The organism is Enterobacter sp. B79-1 (genome assembly GCF_057444735.1).
In genome coordinates this window covers 377,303-393,087 of record NZ_JBYAZJ010000004.1, presented here as the reverse complement: position 1 = coordinate 393,087, position 15,785 = coordinate 377,303, and the positions used below count along the sequence as shown (strand labels likewise).

13 protein-coding genes, 1 tRNA gene and 2 rRNA genes are annotated in these 15,785 nt (G+C 51.8%); 4 read left to right on the top strand and 12 right to left on the bottom strand.

The features are described 5' to 3' along the window. The 3 genes from rrf (AC2T6E_RS14775) to rrf (AC2T6E_RS14765) form a co-directional block, all read left to right on the top strand. Window positions 1-114, top strand: a 5S ribosomal RNA gene (gene rrf / locus AC2T6E_RS14775); the annotation flags it as partial. Window positions 115-128: 14 nt separating this feature from the next. Beyond that, a tRNA-Thr gene (locus AC2T6E_RS14770) sits at window positions 129-204 on the top strand. Between the two features lie 43 nt (window positions 205-247). Beyond that, window positions 248-363, top strand: a 5S ribosomal RNA gene (rrf, locus tag AC2T6E_RS14765). Window positions 364-469: 106 nt separating this feature from the next. Here the strand turns inward: rrf (AC2T6E_RS14765) and AC2T6E_RS14760 are convergent. The 7 genes from AC2T6E_RS14760 to AC2T6E_RS14730 form a co-directional block, all read right to left on the bottom strand. Continuing rightward, window positions 470-1,228, bottom strand: a complete 759-nt coding sequence (locus tag AC2T6E_RS14760; RefSeq protein WP_010436211.1) for an amino acid ABC transporter ATP-binding protein — start codon at window positions 1,226-1,228, stop codon at window positions 470-472. A gap of 7 nt (window positions 1,229-1,235) precedes the next feature. After that, window positions 1,236-2,339, bottom strand: a complete 1,104-nt coding sequence (locus AC2T6E_RS14755; RefSeq protein WP_010436209.1) for an amino acid ABC transporter permease — start codon at window positions 2,337-2,339, stop codon at window positions 1,236-1,238. A 9-nt stretch (window positions 2,340-2,348) separates the two neighbouring features. After that, window positions 2,349-3,530 (bottom strand): amino acid ABC transporter permease, encoded by a 1,182-nt coding sequence (locus AC2T6E_RS14750; protein WP_460212709.1) that lies wholly within the window; start codon window positions 3,528-3,530, stop codon window positions 2,349-2,351. Between the two features lie 66 nt (window positions 3,531-3,596). Next, the gene (locus tag AC2T6E_RS14745) at window positions 3,597-4,622 is read right to left on the bottom strand and encodes an amino acid ABC transporter substrate-binding protein (RefSeq protein WP_010436204.1); all 1,026 of its coding nucleotides are present in this window, start codon (window positions 4,620-4,622) and stop codon (window positions 3,597-3,599) included. Window positions 4,623-5,110: 488 nt separating this feature from the next. Next, a complete protein-coding gene (locus tag AC2T6E_RS14740) occupies window positions 5,111-5,332 on the bottom strand; it encodes a lipoprotein (RefSeq protein WP_006178893.1) in 222 nt (73 codons plus the stop codon). Window positions 5,333-5,579: 247 nt separating this feature from the next. Next, the gene (locus AC2T6E_RS14735; protein WP_214594702.1) at window positions 5,580-8,693 is read right to left on the bottom strand and encodes an efflux RND transporter permease subunit; all 3,114 of its coding nucleotides are present in this window, start codon (window positions 8,691-8,693) and stop codon (window positions 5,580-5,582) included. Between the two features lie 10 nt (window positions 8,694-8,703). Beyond that, window positions 8,704-9,843, bottom strand: coding sequence for an efflux RND transporter periplasmic adaptor subunit (locus AC2T6E_RS14730; protein ID WP_108416095.1), 1,140 nt, complete (start codon window positions 9,841-9,843; stop codon window positions 8,704-8,706). Between the two features lie 386 nt (window positions 9,844-10,229). Here AC2T6E_RS14730 and envR point away from each other — a divergent pair, with 386 nt between their 5' ends. After that, window positions 10,230-10,922, top strand: coding sequence for an acrEF/envCD operon transcriptional regulator (gene envR, locus AC2T6E_RS14725; RefSeq protein WP_214594701.1), 693 nt, complete (start codon window positions 10,230-10,232; stop codon window positions 10,920-10,922). Here the strand turns inward: envR and AC2T6E_RS14720 are convergent. The 5 genes from AC2T6E_RS14720 to AC2T6E_RS14700 form a co-directional block, all read right to left on the bottom strand. Next, the gene (locus AC2T6E_RS14720; RefSeq protein WP_486692307.1) at window positions 10,865-12,946 is read right to left on the bottom strand and encodes a putative bifunctional diguanylate cyclase/phosphodiesterase; all 2,082 of its coding nucleotides are present in this window, start codon (window positions 12,944-12,946) and stop codon (window positions 10,865-10,867) included. The two genes, envR and AC2T6E_RS14720, sit on opposite strands and share 58 nt — an antisense overlap. A gap of 139 nt (window positions 12,947-13,085) precedes the next feature. Next, a complete protein-coding gene (locus AC2T6E_RS14715; protein WP_108416098.1) occupies window positions 13,086-13,250 on the bottom strand; it encodes a DUF2556 family protein in 165 nt (54 codons plus the stop codon). Between the two features lie 178 nt (window positions 13,251-13,428). Beyond that, on the bottom strand, window positions 13,429-13,725 hold the full coding sequence (gene fis / locus AC2T6E_RS14710; protein WP_000462905.1) for a DNA-binding transcriptional regulator Fis: 297 nt from the start codon (window positions 13,723-13,725) through the stop codon (window positions 13,429-13,431). A gap of 23 nt (window positions 13,726-13,748) precedes the next feature. Then, window positions 13,749-14,714, bottom strand: coding sequence for a tRNA dihydrouridine synthase DusB (gene dusB / locus AC2T6E_RS14705; protein WP_010436190.1), 966 nt, complete (start codon window positions 14,712-14,714; stop codon window positions 13,749-13,751). Between the two features lie 330 nt (window positions 14,715-15,044). Continuing rightward, window positions 15,045-15,785: a carbonic anhydrase gene (locus tag AC2T6E_RS14700; protein WP_108416099.1), complete on the bottom strand. Its 741-nt coding sequence runs from the start codon at window positions 15,783-15,785 to the stop codon at window positions 15,045-15,047.

The window sequence follows — 15,785 nt, the reverse complement described above, 5'->3', positions numbered from 1 at the left end:
TGGCGGCTTTAGCGCGGTGGTCCCACCTGACCCCATGCCGAACTCAGAAGTGAAACGCCGTAGCGCCGATGGTAGTGTGGGGTCTCCCCATGTGAGAGTAGGGAACTGCCAGGCATCAAATTTAGCGTGCTGATATGGCTCAGTTGGTAGAGCGCACCCTTGGTAAGGGTGAGGTCCCCAGTTCGACTCTGGGTATCAGCACCACTTTATACTTGGGTTAAAGTTCGGCAAGAAGTAAAAGAATTTGTCTGGCGGCTTTAGCGCGGTGGTCCCACCTGACCCCATGCCGAACTCAGAAGTGAAACGCCGTAGCGCCGATGGTAGTGTGGGGTCTCCCCATGTGAGAGTAGGGAACTGCCAGACATCAAATAAGTGAGAAGGCCATCCGAAAGGATGGCCTTTTTGCGTTTCTACGCTACACAAACTGTAGGCCGGGTAAGGCGAAGCCGCCACCCGGCATAACAAAGGATTAATGAATCACCTGCGATAAAAATGCCCGCGTGCGTTCTGACTTCGGATGCGCAAAGAACTCATCCGGTGGTGCCTGTTCGACAATCTCTCCACGATCCATAAAGATCACCCTGTCAGCGACAGTTCTGGCAAACCCCATCTCATGCGTCACGCACAGCATCGTCATCCCGGATTGCGCCAGCCCAATCATGGTATCCAGCACCTCTTTCACCATTTCTGGATCCAGCGCTGATGTCGGCTCATCAAACAACATTATCTTAGGTTTCATGCATAGGGAACGGGCGATGGCCACACGCTGCTGCTGACCGCCGGATATCTGCCCAGGGAATTTATTGGCATGTTCAGCAATACGCACACGCTCCAGATAATGCATTGCCAACGCTTCGGCCTCTTTTTTCGGCATCTTTTGAACCCAAATGGGGGCCAGCGTGCAGTTTTGCAGAACGGTCAGATGCGGGAACAGATTGAAGTGCTGGAACACCATCCCCACTTCCTGTCGTACACGGTCGATATTGCGAATATCTTCATTCAACTCGATACCATCAACCACAATACGCCCCTGCTGATGTTCTTCAAGATGGTTAATACAGCGAATAGTTGTGGATTTGCCTGAACCGGAAGGACCACAAAGTACGATACGTTCGCCCTGCTTCACCTTGAGATTGATATCCTTCAGGACATGAAATTGTCCGTACCATTTATTGACGTTTTCCAGCGTAATCATCGCGTCGGCAGGTGTCATAGTAATCTGGCTCATAATTTCCTCAGTGCGGTGTACGCCCGGTGTTAAAGCGCTTTTCCAGATGCTGGCTATAGCGCGACATGCTAAAACAGAAGATCCAGTAGATCAGGGCAGCGAAGACATATCCCTCGGTGGACATACCCAGCCAGACAGGGTCAACGGTAGCCTGCTGCACGCTGCTAAAGAGATCGAACAATCCGATGATGATCACCAGACTGGTATCTTTGAAGAGGGCAATGATCGTGTTGACCAGACCCGGAATGACCAGCTTGAGTGCTTGCGGGAGAATGACCAGACCCTGCGTTTTCCAGTAACCGAGTGCCAAAGATTCAGCGGCTTCGTACTGGCCTTTAGGCAATGCCTGCAGACCACCACGCACAACCTCAGCAACGTAGGCTGACTGAAACAGAATCACCCCGACCAGGGCGCGGATCAGTTTGTCTATCGTTGTGCCTTCTGCCATAAACAGCGGCAGCATGACCGACGACATAAACAGAACGGTGATAAGCGGTACGCCACGCCAGAACTCTATGAAAATAACGGAGAGGACGCGTACGACCGGCATTTTTGAACGCCGTCCCAGAGCCAGTAAAATCCCCCACGGCAGAGCGCCAGCGATCCCCACAGAAGCAATAATGAGCGTCAGCGTCAGTCCGCCCCACTGACGGGTTTCAACACGCTCGAGCCCCAGAAAACCGCCATACAACAATACCCAAACAATAATCGGATAAACAACAGCCCAGCTCGCAATGTATCGGCCACGGTGAGGAAGCTTTTTCCAGAACATTACGGCGATGGAGAGCAGACCGATAACCAGCGCCAGATTAATCCGCCAGCGCTGTTCATGTGGGTACAATCCATACATGAACTGACCAAAACGTTCGTGGATAAAGACCCAGCATGCACCCGCTTTCGTACAATCCGCGCGTGTGGAGCCCACCCAGTTCGCCTGCAGGAAAGCCCAGTTAAGCAGCGGCGGGATCAGTTCCCAGATTAACCACAGGCACACAATCGTCAGCAGGCTGTTACTCCAGCTGGAGAACAGGTTCTTACGTGCCCAGATAATGAAGCGCCCACCTGTTGTGCTGGCAGGACGCGAGGAGTGCGACAATATCGCTTTTGTCATCATGGATCCTTAGCGCTCAACCAGTGCTATACGGCGGTTATAAAGGTTCATCAACAATGAAATCATCAGACTGATGATCAGATAAACAGACATGGTAATGGCAATAGTTTCAATCGCTTGCCCGGTCTGGTTAAGCACGGTCCCAGCGAACAGTGACACCATATCGGGGTAGCCGATGGCTGCGGCCAGTGATGAGTTTTTGACAATATTGAGGTACTGGCTGGTCAGTGGCGGGATGATGACCCGTAAAGCCTGCGGAATAATGACCTGGCGAAGCGTCACGGTATTTGGCAAGCCCAGTGAGCGCGCCGCCTCGTGCTGCCCGTAAGGAACAGCCTGGATCCCGGAGCGGATGATCTCCGCAATAAATGCGGAGGTATAAATCGAGAGCGCCAGCGTCAGCGCGGCCAGTTCAGGAATTAACACCATGCCGCCCTGGAAGTTAAAACCACGCAGATGCGGAATATCCCAGTGCAAGGCTGCGCCAAAAAGCCAGTGGGCGACTGACGGCAGGCCAATAATCAGTGCAGCGCCAACCGGCCATGTTTTACGCAACTGTCCGGTTTTGATCTGATGCTTACGGTTATAGCGGAACACGCCGACAGAAATCGCGAGTGCAATAATTATTGCGATGATGAAGGCATAAAGCCCTTCAGCGACCTGCGGAGAGGGTATGTATAACCCGCGGTTGCTCAGAAAAAGAAGATCGAAAGCATCCACGGCCTGGCGAGGACCCGGAAGGTTACGCAGGACAGCGAAATACCAGAAGAAAATCTGCAGCAATGGCGGGATATTACGAAAGGTTTCGATATAAATGGTCGACAGTTTCCGCAGCAGCCAGTTTTCAGAAAGTCGGGCCAGACCAAGGAAAAAGCCGAGTACGGAAGCGAACACAACACAGAGCGCTGACACCAGCAGCGTATTCAGCAAACCTACGATGAATACGCGTCCATACGTATCGCCTTCCTGATAATCAACAAGATGCTGAACAATGCCAAAACCCGCGCTGCGATCCAGAAAGGCAAAACCCGAGGTGATGCCTCGGTTATTCAGGTTGGTAACGGTGTTGTGGATTAAATAAATGGCGATAACCACAACCACGACAACAGCAATAATCTGGAAAAGCCAGGCGCGGACCGCGGGATGAGAAAAGGACAGCGATCCTTTTACGGCTAAGCGGCGATGGGACATAAAAAACCTCGGTAACCATGACTCTGGACTGGGCACTGCGCTTGCAGTGCCCGTTACAGCAAAGACTTAACGTACAGGCGGCGCGTACTGAATACCGCCGTTATTCCAGAGATTGTTCTGGCCGCGTTTGATCTTCAGCGGGCTTTCCGAACCCACGTTGCGCTCAAAGATCTCGGCATAGTTACCGACCTGTTTAATGATGTTATAAGCCCACTTGTTATCCAGCTTCAGGTCCTTGCCGAAATCACCCTCTTTGCCCAGAAGATGTGCCATATCCGGCGTGGACGGATTAGCGGTTTTCTCATCGACGTTTTTCGAGCTGATGCCCATCTCTTCGGCATTCAGCATGGCAAACAATGTCCAGCGAACAATGGAGAACCAGTCCTCATCGCCGCGGCGAACGACGGGGCCAAGAGGCTCTTTGGAGATCACTTCAGGCAGGACAATCCACTCGGCAGGGTTGCTCAATTTGATGCGTAATGCGTAGAGCTGTGACTGGTCAGACGCCAGGGTATCGCAACGGCCTGACTCCAGCGCCTTAGCCGACTCATCGGAGCGATCAAAGGTGACTGGGGTGTACTTCATTTTATTGGATTTGAAGTAGTCCGCGACGTTAAGCTCTGTGTCAGTACCCGCCTGGATGCACACAGTCGCACCATCCAGCTCTTTAGCGCTTTTCAGACCGGCTTTATTGTGAGTAAGGAAGCCGATGCCGTCGTAATAGGTGACGCCGGTAAATGACATTCCCATTCCCGCGTCGCGCGAGGAGGTCCAGGTCGTATTGCGGGAGAGCATATCAACTTCGCCAGACTGTAGCGCAGTGAAACGTTCCTTCGCCGTCAGTGGAGTATATTTTACTTTGCTGTCATCACCGAAAACCGCTGCGGCAACGCCACGGCAGACATCAACGTCAATACCGGTAAACTTGCCGTTCGCGTCGGCATAGGAAAAGCCTGGCAAACCGTCACTGATACCACATTGTACAAAACCTTTCTTTTTAACGGCATCCAGCGTCGTGCCCGCCTGCGCCTGTCCGGCTACAGCAAACAACACGCTCGCGGCGGCCAGGCTGGCTATCATCGTCTTTTTCATAATGGATCCTGTGTGGCGAAATTTATCGTTATAGAGGCGTTTTAAAACGCTTTTACCTGTCTGTGGCTTTGGCCAACGTTTATAAAGCAAACGTAATGCCAGGTTTTGCGCTCGATTAAATAAAGACAAGTGAACGCATAATGCTGAGTGTAGACAGGCTTAAATAAATCGAATGCCCCGAAACGGTGCGAAATTCCAACCTGCGCCACAAATTAGAGCAAAAGTTGGTTGAAGGATAAGGTTAAAGCCAGAGGTAGTTTCTGCCGTGAATATTGGCAGGGTATTAAATGGATTTAATATGTGAATATCATCACGATGGAATTGGTAATTCGTCAAGATAAGCAATAAAGATGTGACGTAAATCTTATAAAAAATACCAAGCGTGAATAAAAGAGGGCTCTTTTTTTACTTATATGAAATTAGTGCACTATTTAAAAGCAAAAGCGCGGACAGAGCCGCGCTTTCAGGAATGAGTCATGCCCCAGTGGTTATTTGGTCAGAGCCACGATACCCAGCGTCAGACCCGCTATTGCGGCAGCACCGCCAGCGATAGCACCGGCTGTTTCCCAGTTATCCTGGGTGGTGCCTTTCATGCAGGTGTTGGTATGAACCAGTCGGCCTTGATCGTCGTATACCGGTACACATGGAGAATCGTGCGCGCAACCAGCAAGCAGCGCAGCGAGAAGTGCAACGGAAATGAATCTTTTCATGATGTTACCTCAGTGTTTTCTCACATTCGCCATAAAGCCAAAACGGCAATTAACGAATTAGAGGCTATTTTACCACCGGTAGAAGTTCGCGTTGCAGGGGGAATAATCTCAAATTATGTGAATTGTAAAAATCATGGAGAAAAATGAGCGACAAAAAGAATTAATGGAGAAAATATGAAGCTGAAGAAATTTAAAACTGTTGTTTACCTTAAATAAAAAGGCACCAGAGGTGCCTTTTAGGGATGGGTTATTCTTTATGGCTTGTGAATCGCCGACGGACAACCACGAAGAATACGGGTACGAAGAAGATAGCCAAAAGCGTTGCGGATAGCATTCCCCCCATAACGCCCGTACCGACGGCGTTTTGCGCGCCGCTCCCGGCACCGGTGCTTATTACCAACGGCATGACACCCAGAATAAAGGCCAGCGAAGTCATCAGGATAGGACGAAGGCGCATCCGGGACGCTTCCAGCGTCGCTTCAATTATCCCTTTGCCCTCCTTCTCCATCAGATCTTTGGCAAACTCTACAATCAGGATGGCATTTTTGGCCGATAATCCAATTGTTGTCAGAAGGCCGACCTGGAAATAGACGTCATTGTTCAGTCCTCGCAATGATGCTGCGAGAAGCGCGCCTATCACCCCCAATGGCACAACCAGCATGACGGAGAATGGAATAGACCAACTCTCATACAGCGCAGCCAGGCATAAGAACACCACTATCAGTGAGATAGCATACAACGCTGGTGCCTGGTTGCCTGAAAGTCGTTCCTGATATGACATACCTGTCCAGTCGTAGCCGATTCCAGAAGGCAGTTTTGAGGCGAGGCTTTCCATCATGACCATTGCTTCACCGGTACTTTTGCCTGGTGCGGATTCACCGAGGATCTCCATTGATGGCATGCCGTTGTAGCGTTCAAGGCGAGGAGAACCATACACCCAGTGGGCGTTGCTAAAGGCCGAGAACGGTACCATTTCACCATTTGCGCTACGCACGTAAAGGTTGTTGATGTCTCCCGGCAACATGCGGAAGCGGGCATCGGCCTGGACGTACACTTTTTTCACGCGGCCATGATCGATAAAGTCATTTACGTAAGTGCCCCCTAATGCCGTCGAGATTGTCTGGTTGACATCAGAGAGGCTGATACCCAGTGCCTGTGCTTTCTCCTGATCGACATCCAGTTTGAACTGAGGGGTATCTTCCAGACCGTTAGGACGCACTCGAACCAGCAGGTCGGGGTGCTCCTTTACCATGCCGAGCAGTTTGTTACGCGCCTGAGTTAACTGCGTATGTCCCAGGTTGGCCTGATCGATCAGTTCGAAATCGAACCCTGTTGCAGTCCCTAACTCGATAATTGCGGGCAGGTTAAAGGGAAACACGAGGCCATCTTTGATCTGGCTGAACGCTTTCGTCGCGCGACCTACAATGGCTTCAACGCTATTCTTCTCACCCGGGCGTTCTTCCCAGGGTTTCAGGCTGACGAAGGCGATACCGGAGTTTTGCCCCTGGCCGCTAAAGCTAAAACCATTAACGGTAAAGACGGACTCAACATTCGCTTTCTCTTTGGTCAGGTAGTAATCCTGAACCTGGTCGAGGACCTGCTGCGTACGCGTCTGGGTTGCACCTGCCGGGAGTTGAACCATCGTCATAAATACCCCCTGATCCTCTTCGGGCAGGAAGGAGGTAGGTAAGCGCAGGAAAAGCACCGCCATCCCACCGACAATAATGACGTACACCACCAGATAGCGCCCTGTCTTACGCAAAATACCACTCACGCTGTTGCTGTAGTGCTCCACGCTTTTATCAAAGAGCGCATTAAACCAGCCGAAGAAACCACCTTTTTTCTCATGATGGTCGCCGGATACGGGCTTAAGCAACGTTGCACAAAGGGCGGGCGTCAGGATTAGCGCAACCAGTACGGACAAGGCCATAGCGGAAACGATAGTCAGCGAGAACTGGCGATAGATTGCCCCCGTCGAGCCGCCAAAAAAGGCCATCGGAATAAAGACCGCCGAGAGCACCATGGCGATCCCCACCAGTGCGCCCTGGATCTGCTCCATCGACTTCTGCGTGGCCTCTTTCGGTGGCAGCTTGTCCTCGACCATGACACGTTCAACGTTCTCAACGACCACGATAGCATCATCGACCAACAGGCCTATCGCCAGCACCATCCCAAACATCGTCAGGGTATTGATGGAGAAACCAAACGCCGCCAGAACCGCGAAGGTACCCAGCAGAACGACCGGCACCGCGATAGTCGGGATGAGCGTCGCACGCAGGTTTTGCAGGAACAGGTACATGACCAGGAAGACGAGAATGATCGCCTCGAACAGGGTTTTCACCACTTCGTGGATGGAGATTTTCACGAACGGCGTGGTGTCATAGGGATAGACAACCTTCAATCCTTGCGGGAAGAATTGCTGCAGCTGCGCCAGCTTACTCTTAATTGCTGCCGCCGTATCCAGCGCGTTTGCCCCGGTTGCCAGCTTGATCCCGAGACCCGTAGCCGCCTGCCCGTTGATCTTGGTGACCATGTTGTAGTTTTCGCCGCCCAGCTCAATGCGAGCCACATCCTTCAGGTGCACCATGGAGCCGTCTTGGTTTACCTTCAGCGTCACGCGGCCAAACTCTTCCGGCGATTTTAGGCGGGTTTGCGCGATGATAGAGGCGTTCAATTGCTGGCCCGGAACAGATGGCGTTCCACCTAGCTGACCGGCCGCAATCTGGTCATTCTGCGTTTTCAGCTGATTGATAATATCCAAAGGCGTCAGCTGGTATTTATTCATCGCATTGCTGTCAAGCCAGATACGCATCGCATATTGCGCACCGAACAGCTGCACATCACCAACACCCGTTGTGCGACTAATCGCATCTTTCACATTCGACGCGACGTAGTCAGAGATATCATCCTGTGTCAGGTTTTTATTGTCCGATACAAAGCCCGCAACCAGCAGGAAGCTACTGCTGGATTTTTCAACGCCAATCCCTTGCTGCTGTACTTCTTGTGGCAGCAGCGGCATGGCGAGCTGAAGTTTGTTTTGAACCTGAACCTGCGCGATGTCCGGATCTGTACCCGACTCGAAGGTCAGAGTGATGGTGACGTTACCCGCAGAATCGCTGGTGGACGACATATACATCAGATTATCGATGCCGTTCATGTTCTGCTCGATAACCTGCGTCACGGTATCCTGCACCGTCTGGGCGTCAGCGCCAGGGTAGGTTGCTGTGATGGCAACAGCAGGAGGGGCGATGGTCGGATACTGCGCAACGGGCAGTTTCAGAATAGCCAGCCCGCCCGCAATCATCAAAATAATAGCGAGTACCCAGGCGAAAACCGGCCTTTGAATAAAGAAATTAGCCATGTCGTTGTCCTTAACTGGCAGGCGTTGCAGCGGTGTCAGGTGTCGCCACGACGGTGACGCCAGGACGGACTTTTTGCAGGCCGCTGACAATCACGCGGTCGCCATTTTTCAGCCCTTCCGTCACCAGCCAGCGGTCGCCAATCGCCTGAGGTGCAACGACGGTCCGCGATTCAACCTGGTTTTTATCGTTAACCACCATCACCGTTGCGTCACCGCGCGGTGTGCGGGTCACGCCCTGCTGCGGAACCAGAATGGCATTCGGCTGTGTGCCTTCATCAATGCGCGCGCGGACAAACATACCGGGTAAGAGTTGATGCTGAGGATTTGGGAAGATCGCGCGCAGGGTAATCGAACCGGTGCTTTCGTCGACCGTCACATCGGAGAACTGCAGCGTACCCTTCTGCGGGTATGGCTGACCGTTTTCCATCAATAGCTCAACGGTGCTGGTGGCGTCCCCTTTTTCCAGGCTGGTCTGTTTCAGGCGCATAAAATCATTGCTGGACTGAGTCACATCGACGTAGATGGGATCAAGCTGCTGTACCGTTGCCAGGGCGGTAGCCTGCCCGTTAGTGACGAGAGCCCCTTCAGTGACGCTGGATTTGCCGATACGTCCGTTGATGGGTGATGTCACTTTGGTATAGGCAAGATTGATGCGGGCGCTTTCAACACCGGCCTTCGCGGCAACGACGCTGGCATCGGCCTGTTGCGCCGTCGCCACTGCCTGATCGTATTCCTGCTTGCTGACATACTGGGTGCCGACCAGCGGGACATAGCGTTTCACCGTCAGATGCGCAATATTCGCTGCCGCCTGCGCTTTCGCCAGTTCGCCTTTCGCACTGTCATAGGCCGCCTGATACGTTGCAGGATCGATTTGATAAAGGGAGTCGCCTGCCTTCACATCACTGCCTTCTGTGAAGTTACGGCGCAGAATGATGCCGCTAACCTGAGGACGAACCTCCGCAACGCGATACGCATCTGTCCTGCCAGGAAGTTCCGTTGTGACTGCCAGTGGAGCGCTTTTGACAATGTGTACACTCACCTGAGGGGCTTGTGGATGTTGTTGCTGGTTTTCCTGCCCATCGCATCCGGTGAGCAGTGCGGCGCAGACAATAAAACCGGCTAAGGGTAAGAGTCTGAAATGATTCGTCATTACTGTTCCTTTAACTACCCATTAACCGATATTTGCCGTAAATCGGTGACAGGGGCAGGGTACAAATACAAAAATGTAGCTGCATATAATAATGAGGGTATTTAATGTTTTTTAATTTATAAGTGCGAATGAAGAGGGGGGGAAGACAAAAATCAGAATCAGACCGGGTCCATTAGACGATATACTTACGCATGAATAATCAAGTAAATGGGATTTAATGGTCTTATTCATATCCGGGGTGAATTTAATTACCTTCATACATTCATCTTAATTATAAATTAAGAGGATTGACTTTTTTTGTGCAAAATTAAAACCGATTTTAGGGAATACTTTGTTACCTGACTCCAAAATTAAGTCTTCAACGTGTGAATAACGAGTAACTGTCTATGGCGCGTAAAAAGAAAGAAGATGCCCAGAAAACCCGGCAATTGCTGATCGAGGCGGCAATCGGTGAGTTTGCTACCCGTGGCGTAGCCAACACGACGCTTACGGACATCGCTGATGCCGCAAAGGTTACGCGCGGCGCAGTCTACTGGCATTTTTCCAGTAAAGCCGAAATATTTAATGCCATTTGGGAGCAGCAGATCCCCCTGCGTGAAATTATTCGTGACAGGCTATCGCTCACCGAAAATGATGACCCATTGTTAATGCTCCGTGAGCAATTTATCACAGCGTTGCAATATATCGCGCGTGAACCACGGCAGTGTGCGCTTTTACAAATCCTGTATCATAAATGTGAATTTAAAAATGATATGATTTCAGAGTGTGAAATTCGTAAACGTATTGGTTTTAACAATGATTATCTGCGCGCGACGCTGGAGAATTGCATTTCACGGAAAGTGATTTCACCGCAGGTTAATGTTGATTTGACGCTGATCGTTCTCCATGGCTTTTTTAGCGGGATAATTAAAAACTGGTTAATGAATAGCGACAGTTTTAATCTTTATCAGCAGGCACCCGCTCTGGTCGACAACATCCTGGGGACACTCCCTGTGATACGCGTGTCGCCGCAGGATGACGTTTATACTTCCGCGCCGGGCAACATCTCCCCATGTTCACAAAGTGCCTCAATGGTTTGAGCACTGACCGGCTTACCTAACAGATAGCCCTGGAGCGTGTGACAGCCCAGCTCTGTCAGAAACGTTTGCTGTGCTTCGGTTTCCACACCCTCCGCCACCACTTTTAGATTGAGCGTTTTTGCCAGCGCCACGATGGCTGAGACAATGGTGGCATCTTCACTTTCCCCACTCAATTCCTGCACAAAAGCACGATCAATTTTCAGTTCACTGGCGGGTAGGCGCTTAAGGTATAGAAGGCTTGAATACCCGGTTCCGAAGTCATCAATGGAGGCTTTCACCCCGGCATTGGTCAGTTCTGTCAGTACCCGCACGCTTTCGTCAGGGTTGCTCATCGCTGTGGTTTCGGTCACTTCAAGGATCAGCATTTCCGGAGGGACGTCGTGACGGGTCAGGCAGTCGAGCACCGTTTTTACCAGTGAAGGTTGTTCAAACTGCAGCGTCGACAGGTTCACTGCCATCGACCAGTTACGGTGCCCCTGTAGGTGCCACTCACGCAACTGGCGACAGGCTTCATTGATAACCCAGTTACCGATGGGAATAATCAGACCCGTTTTTTCTGCCAGCGGCAGGAAGAGTTCGGGCGCCAATAATCCCTGCTTCGGATGCTGCCAGCGTAGTAGTGCTTCAAAACCGAGGAGGGGGCCAGCAGGTGCATGGAATTTAGGCTGATAGAGCAAACGAAGTTCATCGCGATCGATGGCCAGCCACAGATCGTTCATCAACTGCAGATGGGTCTGCGCCAGCGTATTCATGGAGGGCTGGAAAAAATGATACCCGTTCCGGCCCATATGTTTTGTGTGGTACATCGCCGCATCGGCATTGAACATCAGCTCGCGATCGGTTTGGCCGTCATGCGGGTAAAGCGCGATCCCAATGCTGAGGGTCACCACCAGTTCATAAGGTTCCAGGTTAAACGGGTTATCTATAGCGCGAACCAGCGAATTGGCCAGCGAGGCCGCATCATCCGGGCCTTCACTCTCCGCCAGCAGAACAAATTCATCGCCACCGATACGGGCGAGAGTGAACTGGCCCTTCAGTGGCAGCAACAACCGCTCCGTCACGGCGACCAAGAGTTTATCGCCGACATCATGTCCGTAGGCGTCATTGATGGTTTTAAACCCGTCGAGATCCATGAACATCAGCGCAAAGTGCGTACCCTCGCGGTCTGCTTTACTGATAGCCTGATCGAGTCTGTCTTCCAGCAGGATACGGTTGGGCAAACGCGTCAGGGTATCGTGCAGCGCCAGTTGCGCGAGTTCCCGGTTCGCTTCTGCAAGCGACGAGGCCAGAAGGGCAGTACGTGCCTGAAGGCGGGCATCCAGCATCGACACCAGCAGGGTGATCCCGAGAATAGAGAGTGCGACGACGCTGACCAGCACCGCCAGCCAGCTCCCGTTGATACCTTCATGGTGAACCATTGTGGACATCGGAAACTGCGCCGCTTTCATGCCTGCATAGTGCATCCCGGCAATCGCAATTCCCATCGTGATGGCGGCCCCCATGCGCATCAGCACGACCTGCGCGGCTTCGTGACGCAGGCGGAAGGTCAGCCATAATGCTGCGAGTGAAGCGGCAAGCGCAATCGCGACCGAAATGGCCACCCAGACCTTGTCCCAGATAATCCCGGGCATCACTTCCAGCGCCGCCATGCCGGTGTAATGCATGGCAACAATACCGCTTCCCATCACCAGCGCGCCGGGCAACAGTCGGCGCAAGCGTAATTGCTCGCAGCTCACGAGCCATAGCGCAAAAAGCGACGAACCCACGGCGATAAGCATGGATAACACCGTCAGGGAGGCGTTGTAGCTCATGCTCATGGAGAGGTCCATCGCCAGCATGCCGATAAAATGCATGGCCCACACGCCAATACCCATTGCAATACCGCCGCCAGCCAGCCAGACGCGGGCAGCGACGCCCTGGCTCCCGGCAACGCGTGCAGCCATGTTCAGCGCGGTATACGCAGCAAGGATGGCAATAACAAAGGAGAGGACTACCAGGATATGATTGTATTGGCTGACCAGCATGGACGGTTCTACTCGAGTGTGAGGTTACGCAAGAGCGGTTGGGAAGGGCGAGACATTATCACCGTAAGGTAATGACTCAAAGGGATTTAAATCCCCGTTTTTACTGTGTGATTATCGTGTTTTTGGCGATGTTCGCAGGCTAGTCGAGCTCAGCGCAATTGACCAGTTTTAGAGGATTCACGGAATTCATATTGCGGCACTTATCGGTTTCGGTGCTCATCAGTTCAATCCACTGCATCAGCAGCGCATCGAAAATGAAAACAGAGACAGCAAAAACAACCAGCCACCAGTATTTACGAATCATTGTGCCATTCCGCAGGAAAGAACCAGTAAGGTGCTGGAAATATACACGAAAAGTCGCGCTTTAAAAGCGGGAGAGGTGAAGGTTTACAAAGCGTTGACGGTTGCCATTATGGGCAATAAAAAAGGCGCTTCCCCATGCCGAAGAGCGCCTTTTTAAACAAGCATTTAACTGATTAGTATCAGTTCATGCCGTATTTTTTCAATTTCTTACGCAGAGTACCACGGTTGATACCCATCATCAGCGCAGCGCGGGTCTGGTTACCGCGGGTGTATTGCATCACCATGTCCAACAGTGGCTGTTCAACTTCAGCCAGTACCAGCTCATACAGGTCATTAACATCCTGACCGTTCAGTTGAGCAAAATAGTTCTTCAGTGCCTGTTTAACCGAGTCACGCAGGGGCTTTTGAGTTACCTGGTCCTGGGAGTTAACGGTAGATACGGTCAGTACGTCAGAATTTACGCGTTGTTCGAACATAGTTCTGTCAGCTCTTTATTTCATTACGCAAGATTTTCGAAGTATGCCTCCAACGCCTCCAGCTGTACGCTGGCATCCTCTATGGCGTTGAATGTGCGCCGAAACTGGTCATTTGGAGCGTGCTCCTGGAGATACCAGGAGACGTGTTTACGCGCAATTCGGTACCCTTTTGCCTGACCGTAGTGGTCATGCAGTTCCCGAACATGCGAACAAAGCAAGCGCTTAACCTCTGCCAGAGGCAGCGGAGCAAGCAGCTCCCCAGTGTCCAGATAATGCTGGATTTCCCGAAAGATCCAGGGTCTTCCCTGAGCGGCACGTCCTATCATCAGAGCATCAGCTCCCGTATAGTCGAGCACAGCTCTGGCTTTAAGCGGGTCAGTAATGTCACCATTCGCGATAATCGGAATGGAAACTTTCTGCTTAACTGCCCGAATGCTGTCGTATTCAGCTTCACCGTTGAACAAACAGGCGCGAGTGCGTCCATGAATGGTCAGGGCCTGAATGCCACAGTCTTCGGCCAGTTGGGCAATCTCTACACAGTTACGGTGTTCCGGCGACCAACCCGTGCGAATCTTTAACGTAACAGGAACGTCCACTGCGCTGACAACCGCCGTCAGGATTGACTTCACCTGGTCGGGGTATTGCAGAAGGGCTGAACCTGCAAGCTTGCGATTCACTTTCTTGGCCGGGCAACCCATATTGATATCAATAATTTGGGCACCACTTTCCACGTTGATACGCGCGGCGTCTGCCATCTCTTCAGGCACGCTTCCGGCAATTTGCACGGTGCGAATACCTGGCTCATCCACATGCACCATCCGCAAACGGGACTTATCGCTTTCCCACACTTGTGGGTTAGACGACATCATCTCGGAAACGGTTAATCCTGCTCCCATCTCGTAGCACAACGTCCTGAACGGCCGGTCGGTAATACCTGCCATTGGCGCTGCGATCAGGCGATTTCTGAGCTGGTGGTGTCCGATGCGCATGAGTTAAGAAATGACCATACTGTGACTGCAAGGCGGCGTATATTACGCATTTTTTGCACGAGATGAAAGGCCAAACTTTGAACAATCCACTGCTGTAGATCAAGGAATCGCCGCTAAGACTATTCGGGGAAAATTATTCACTATTTAAATCATTGTGTTATGCATTAATGGTTATTTTATGGGCGCTTACAATTTCCCGTAACTTCTCATCATTTCTGAATAAATGAATCACTTCAGCGGGATAATCTGCTGTTTTTAACAGCAGATTATCCCGCTTCTTTGCGATCTGCGTCGCATTTTAGAACATCATCTCAGCGCGAAAAATGCACATTATTCAACGACGACGCGGCCATGAAGTGACTGTACCGGACGGTTATTATCGTGATGCATCGTGTGGGTGAATTTATCCAACTGTTCTGCTGAGACGGTCAGCGGATGCTTGAGCACAATCCAGGTGACGCCCTCGGAGCACGGTGGGGTGGTGAGTGACCCGCTAAAGCGCCAGTACGTCTTATCTTTTGGCAGCAGCTGGTTCATGTCGAGGTTTGGCTTGATGCTGACGTTCTGGTCAACCTGGCCCGGCATCACGCCCCAGAGTTTATCCAGCTCAGCGTTAGCGGTACCTTGATTAAACATCACGGCAACCACCACCAGCTCACCCTTCTCGTTCTTATGCACCAGATGCATTTCCATTGCGAACGCCTTACCGTGCACCGTGTTTTCACTCGGCGCGTGGAAGTGGAACTGCTGTAAGGTCCAGGTTTGGTTATCGAGGGTAATGCTGTCGCGGGTGTCTGCCTTTTCAACGGCCTGAATAGTATGTCCGTTGTTTGTCAGCGTAACGGGGCCGTCAATATAGTGTGTTTCCAGGGGGGAGAGGTGTGCTTTCGCGGTGGAATCGATGTTAATGGGAGACTGGTTCATCCCGTTTTTACAGGTCTTGTACGCCTCGTCCAGTTCGCCCCAGTGCTCCGGTGCGCCTTCTCCTTGATAGCTCCAGTGTGATGCGATAGCGGAAGCCGAGACCATGCTCAGCGCCAGCAGTGCTGCCTTGCCATAAACGTGTTTCAT

Excerpts from the sequence above, each read along its gene's own strand:
- AC2T6E_RS14760 (WP_010436211.1), bottom strand. The coding sequence starts at position 1,228 with ATGAGCCAGATTACTATGACACCTGCCGACGCGATGATTACGCTGGAA.
- AC2T6E_RS14755 (WP_010436209.1), bottom strand. The coding sequence starts at position 2,339 with ATGACAAAAGCGATATTGTCGCACTCCTCGCGTCCTGCCAGCACAACA.
- AC2T6E_RS14750 (WP_460212709.1), bottom strand. The coding sequence starts at position 3,530 with ATGTCCCATCGCCGCTTAGCCGTAAAAGGATCGCTGTCCTTTTCTCAT.
- AC2T6E_RS14745 (WP_010436204.1), bottom strand. The coding sequence starts at position 4,622 with ATGAAAAAGACGATGATAGCCAGCCTGGCCGCCGCGAGCGTGTTGTTT.
- AC2T6E_RS14740 (WP_006178893.1), bottom strand. The coding sequence starts at position 5,332 with ATGAAAAGATTCATTTCCGTTGCACTTCTCGCTGCGCTGCTTGCTGGT.
- AC2T6E_RS14735 (WP_214594702.1), bottom strand. The coding sequence starts at position 8,693 with ATGGCTAATTTCTTTATTCAAAGGCCGGTTTTCGCCTGGGTACTCGCT.
- AC2T6E_RS14730 (WP_108416095.1), bottom strand. The coding sequence starts at position 9,843 with ATGACGAATCATTTCAGACTCTTACCCTTAGCCGGTTTTATTGTCTGC.
- envR (WP_214594701.1), top strand. The coding sequence starts at position 10,230 with ATGGCGCGTAAAAAGAAAGAAGATGCCCAGAAAACCCGGCAATTGCTG.
- AC2T6E_RS14720 (WP_486692307.1), bottom strand. The coding sequence starts at position 12,946 with ATGCTGGTCAGCCAATACAATCATATCCTGGTAGTCCTCTCCTTTGTT.
- AC2T6E_RS14715 (WP_108416098.1), bottom strand. The coding sequence starts at position 13,250 with ATGATTCGTAAATACTGGTGGCTGGTTGTTTTTGCTGTCTCTGTTTTC.
- fis (WP_000462905.1), bottom strand. The coding sequence starts at position 13,725 with ATGTTCGAACAACGCGTAAATTCTGACGTACTGACCGTATCTACCGTT.
- dusB (WP_010436190.1), bottom strand. The coding sequence starts at position 14,714 with ATGCGCATCGGACACCACCAGCTCAGAAATCGCCTGATCGCAGCGCCA.
- AC2T6E_RS14700 (WP_108416099.1), bottom strand. The coding sequence starts at position 15,785 with ATGAAACACGTTTATGGCAAGGCAGCACTGCTGGCGCTGAGCATGGTC.